This is a genomic window from Campylobacter sp. CNRCH_2013_0855, assembly GCF_025773025.1.
Lineage (GTDB): Bacteria > Campylobacterota > Campylobacteria > Campylobacterales > Campylobacteraceae > Campylobacter_D > Campylobacter_D jejuni_C.
Genome location: NZ_JAKMTE010000024.1, coordinates 1 through 5000, shown reverse-complemented (window position 1 = coordinate 5000; position 5000 = coordinate 1). Strand labels below are relative to the sequence as shown.

Sequence of the window (5000 nt, the reverse complement as noted above, 5' to 3'; positions counted from 1 at the left end):
CTCGAGAGCATGAAGCCGGAATCGCTAGTAATCGTAGATCAGCCATGCTACGGTGAATACGTTCCCGGGTCTTGTACTCACCGCCCGTCACACCATGGGAGTTGATTTCACTCGAAGCCGGAATACTAAACTAGTTACCGTCCACAGTGGAATCAGCGACTGGGGTGAAGTCGTAACAAGGTAACCGTAGGAGAACCTGCGGTTGGATCACCTCCTTTCTAGAGTACAAACTGATAAGTCTCACAACTATCAGTTCATATATAGACTCAATCATCCTTGTTTAGATTTCAAAGATTGATGAAAAGCTAATTTTGGGGAATTAGCTCAGCTGGGAGAGCGCCTGCTTTGCACGCAGGAGGTCAGCGGTTCGATCCCGCTATTCTCCACCATTTATTAAGGGCCTATAGCTCAGCTGGTTAGAGTGCACCCCTGATAAGGGTGAGGTCACAAGTTCAAGTCTTGTTAGGCCCACCATAAAAGATTTGTTTATCAATCATATAATAAAGTTTTAAAACTTAAAGCAAGTATATAGCTAACAATAAAGCAGTAAATAAAGTAAAATAAAATACTTTATTGCTTATATTTTTAAATTATTTAAACTCTTTATATATACTTCCTTTAGGTTTTAAGACCTAAGCTAAATAAATAATAGAATATTTTATATATTAGATTAGTTATTTAATGTTATTTGAATTATCATTGTTAAGAGTCACAAGCAAGTTTTAATAAAAACAATTTTACAGGACTTGTTAAAGGATAAAACCTAACTATCTTTTCTTTAGCTTTTAGTTAAAGACAAGTTTTAAACTCACAGCTTAGTTAGACTAATATTTTTAGTTTTATTAAGTGTTTAAATGCTTTCCGTCTTAAGATAGCAAAGTCTTATCATAAAAACTTTAACAAGGAAGTGATGCGTTTTAGAATGAATTTAAAAGGTAAGCTATTAAGAGCGAATGGTGGATGCCTTGGCTGGTAAAGGCGATGAAGGACGTACTAGACTGCGATAAGCTACGGGGAGCTGTCAAGAAGCTTTGATCCGTAGATTTCCGAATGGGGCAACCCAGTATATAGAGATATATACTACCATAATGGAGCGAACGTAGGGAATTGAAACATCTTAGTACCTACAGGAAAAGAAATCAATAGAGATTGCGTCAGTAGCGGCGAGCGAAAGCGCAAGAGGGCAAACCCAGTGCTTGCACTGGGGGTTGTAGGACTGCAATGTGCAATAGGTGAGGTTAGTAGAACACTCTGGAAAGTGTAGCCATAGAGGGTGATAGTCCCGTATACGAAAACCAAACCTTAGCTAGCAGTATCCTGAGTAGGGCGGGACACGAGGAATCCTGTCTGAAGCTGGGTCGACCACGATCCAACCCTAAATACTACTACCAGACCGATAGTGCACAAGTACCGTGAGGGAAAGGTGAAAAGAACTGAGGTGATCAGAGTGAAATAGAACCTGAAACCATTTGCTTACAATCATTCAGAGCACTATGTAGCAATACAGTGTGATGGACTGCCTTTTGCATAATGAGCCTGCGAGTTGTGGTGTCTGGCAAGGTTAAGCACACGCGAAGCCGTAGCGAAAGCGAGTCTGAATAGGGCGCTTAAGTCAGATGCTGCAGACCCGAAACGAAGTGATCTATCCATGAGCAAGTTGAAGCTAGTGTAAGAACTAGTGGAGGACTGAACCGATAGGCGTTGAAAAGCCCCCGGATGACTTGTGGATAGGGGTGAAAGGCCAATCAAACTTCGTGATAGCTGGTTCTCTCCGAAATATATTTAGGTATAGCGTTGTGTCGTAGTATAAGGGGGTAGAGCACTGAATGGGCTAGGGCATACACCAATGTACCAAACCCTATCAAACTCCGAATACCTTATATGTAATCACAGCAGTCAGGCGGCGAGTGATAAAATCCGTCGTCAAGAGGGAAACAACCCAGACTACCAGCTAAGGTCCCTAAATCTTACTTAAGTGGAAAACGATGTGAAGTTACTTAAACAACCAGGAGGTTGGCTTAGAAGCAGCCATCCTTTAAAGAAAGCGTAATAGCTCACTGGTCTAGTGATTTTGCGCGGAAAATATAACGGGGCTAAAGTAAGTACCGAAGCTGTAGACTTGATTTTATCAAGTGGTAGGAGAGCGTTCTATTTGCGCCGAAGGTATACCGGTAAGGAGTGCTGGAGCGAATAGAAGTGAGCATGCAGGCATGAGTAGCGATAATTAATGTGAGAATCATTAACGCCGTAAACCCAAGGTTTCCTACGCGATGCTCGTCATCGTAGGGTTAGTCGGGTCCTAAGTCGAGTCCGAAAGGGGTAGACGATGGCAAATTGGTTAATATTCCAATACCAACATTAGTGTGCGATGGAAGGACGCTTAGGGCTAAGCAAGCTAGCGGATGGAAGTGCTAGTCTAAGGTCGTAGGAGGTTATATAGGCAAATCCGTATAACAATACTCCGAGAACTGAAAGGCTCTTCAAAGTCTTCGGACAGCGAGGAGAATTGCTGATGCCGTCGAGCCAAGAAAAGTTTCTAAGTTTAGCTAATGTTGCCCGTACCGTAAACCGACACAGGTGGGTGGGATGAGTATTCTAAGGCGCGTGGAAGAACTCTCTTTAAGGAACTCTGCAAAATAGCACCGTATCTTCGGTATAAGGTGTGGTTCGCTTCGTATTAGGATTTACTCCGAAAGCGAAGAAACTTACAACAAAGAGTCCCTCCCGACTGTTTACCAAAAACACAGCACTCTGCTAACTCGTAAGAGGATGTATAGGGTGTGACGCCTGCCCGGTGCTCGAAGGTTAATTGATGGGGTTAGCATTAGCGAAGCTCTTGATCGAAGCCCGAGTAAACGGCGGCCGTAACTATAACGGTCCTAAGGTAGCGAAATTCCTTGTCGGTTAAATACCGACCTGCATGAATGGCGTAACGAGATGGGAGCTGTCTCAAAGAGGGATCCAGTGAAATTGTAGTGGAGGTGAAAATTCCTCCTACCCGCGGCAAGACGGAAAGACCCCGTGGACCTTTACTACAGCTTGACACTGCTATTTGGATAAGAATGTGCAGGATAGGTGGGAGGCTTTGAGTATATGACGCCAGTTGTATATGAGCCGTTGTTGAGATACCACTCTTTCTTATTTGGGTAGCTAACCAGCTTGAGTTATCCTCAAGTGGGACAATGTCTGGTGGGTAGTTTGACTGGGGCGGTCGCCTCCCAAATAATAACGGAGGCTTACAAAGGTTGGCTCAGAACGGTTGGAAATCGTTCGTAGAGTATAAAGGTATAAGCCAGCTTAACTGCAAGACATACAAGTCAAGCAGAGACGAAAGTCGGTCTTAGTGATCCGGTGGTTCTGTGTGGAAGGGCCATCGCTCAAAGGATAAAAGGTACCCCGGGGATAACAGGCTGATCTCCCCCAAGAGCTCACATCGACGGGGAGGTTTGGCACCTCGATGTCGGCTCATCGCATCCTGGGGCTGGAGCAGGTCCCAAGGGTATGGCTGTTCGCCATTTAAAGCGGTACGCGAGCTGGGTTCAGAACGTCGTGAGACAGTTCGGTCCCTATCTGCCGTGGGCGTAAGAAGATTGAAGAGATTTGACCCTAGTACGAGAGGACCGGGTTGAACAAACCACTGGTGTAGCTGTTGTTCTGCCAAGAGCATCGCAGCGTAGCTAAGTTTGGAACGGATAAACGCTGAAAGCATCTAAGCGTGAAGCCAACTCTAAGATGAATCTTCTCTAAGCTCTCTAGAAGACTACTAGTTTGATAGGCTGGGTGTGTAATGGATGAAAGTCCTTTAGCTGACCAGTACTAATAGAGCGTTTGGCTTATCTTATTTAAGCATCACTTCCTTGTTAAGGTTTTTAATAAAGCTTTGGGTGTTTTTATATGAAATATTTATATAAAAATTACATTCTTAAGTTTATAAAATCTTATAAGTAAAGTTTATATTAGAACTTGCTCTTAACATTGTTTTTTAAGTATTCTAAAATAAAACAATAAAGTATTTAGTTTAATAAAACATCTAAATATAAGAATAAGATAAAAACTAAAATAAAAATGATTTTTATATCTAGATCTTATTGATTGTTTTTATTTGTTATATTAAATAGAATATTTAAATAACAATGTCCGTGATTATACAGATGTGGAGACGCCTTGCTCCATCCCGAACCAAGAAGCTAAGCACATCGTGGGTGATGATACTACGCCTTACTGGCAGGGGGAAAGTAGCTCATTGCGGACTTGTTAATTCTTTTATTATTCTTACTTACTACTTAGATAAATCTTTAAATTAATTTATTCTTTTTATGCTTATTGTTAGTTGTTAAATTGGTTTATTTTTTATTGGTTTAACTTTTAAATTACTTTATTTTTTTATTAGTTTATAAAATTTAGTTTATGTGTTGTTTGGTTAGCTTGTGAAAATTTCTAATTAATTTGTGCTGATTAGATAGGATGTTTGTTATTATTTTATAAAATTTAGTTATTTAGTTGGATTGTTTTATTTTTTAGATGTTTTAGTTTGAGTGGCTACTAATTTTTTAGTAGTAGTTTGTTTTTATTTTTTTAAATTTTTATGATTTTTTAATCTATTTTATTTTATGGTTTTTTGGGTTTATTATTTTATTTATTGTGGTTTTTATTTAATTGTATTCCTTTTTATTTTTTAATTTATTTTTATTCTTTATTTTTTAATTTTTTGCTATGGTTTTTATTTTTTATGGTTGTTAGTTGTGGGTAATTTTTTAATTTCTAGTTTTTAGTTGTTTTATGAAATTTAGTTTTATATGCTGTTTCTTATGGCTTAGTTTTGCGTTATTGGTTATTGAATTGTTCTAATGGATTATTTGATGGATTGGTTGTTTGGGAATTTAGTCGTTTTAGCTTTAAAATGTTTATGGTGAGTTTGATAAATTTGGTTTTTTTAGTTTTTATTGCTTATGTTTTACTTTTTTATTAATCTGATAAATTAGGTTTTTTATTTTTTTAGT

At 39.1% G+C, this 5000-nt stretch carries 2 tRNA genes and 3 rRNA genes (1 of these 5 running past the window's edge); all 5 read left to right on the top strand.

Annotated elements, in window-relative coordinates:
• Nucleotides 1–218: ribosomal RNA gene (locus tag L8X40_RS08085) — 16S ribosomal RNA — on the top strand; it begins 1296 nt to the left of the window's first position.
• Nucleotides 219–313: 95 nt separating this feature from the next.
• Nucleotides 314–389, top strand: a tRNA-Ala gene (locus L8X40_RS08080).
• Nucleotides 390–397: 8 nt separating this feature from the next.
• Nucleotides 398–474, top strand: a tRNA-Ile gene (locus tag L8X40_RS08075).
• A gap of 459 nt (nt 475–933) precedes the next feature.
• Nucleotides 934–3841: ribosomal RNA gene (locus L8X40_RS08070) — 23S ribosomal RNA — on the top strand.
• 294 nt (nt 3842–4135) lie between these two features.
• Nucleotides 4136–4252: ribosomal RNA gene (gene rrf / locus L8X40_RS08065) — 5S ribosomal RNA — on the top strand.
• The 16S, 23S and 5S rRNA genes sit together here with 2 tRNA genes alongside, the layout of an rRNA operon.
• Nucleotides 4253–5000: the final 748 nt, after the last annotated feature.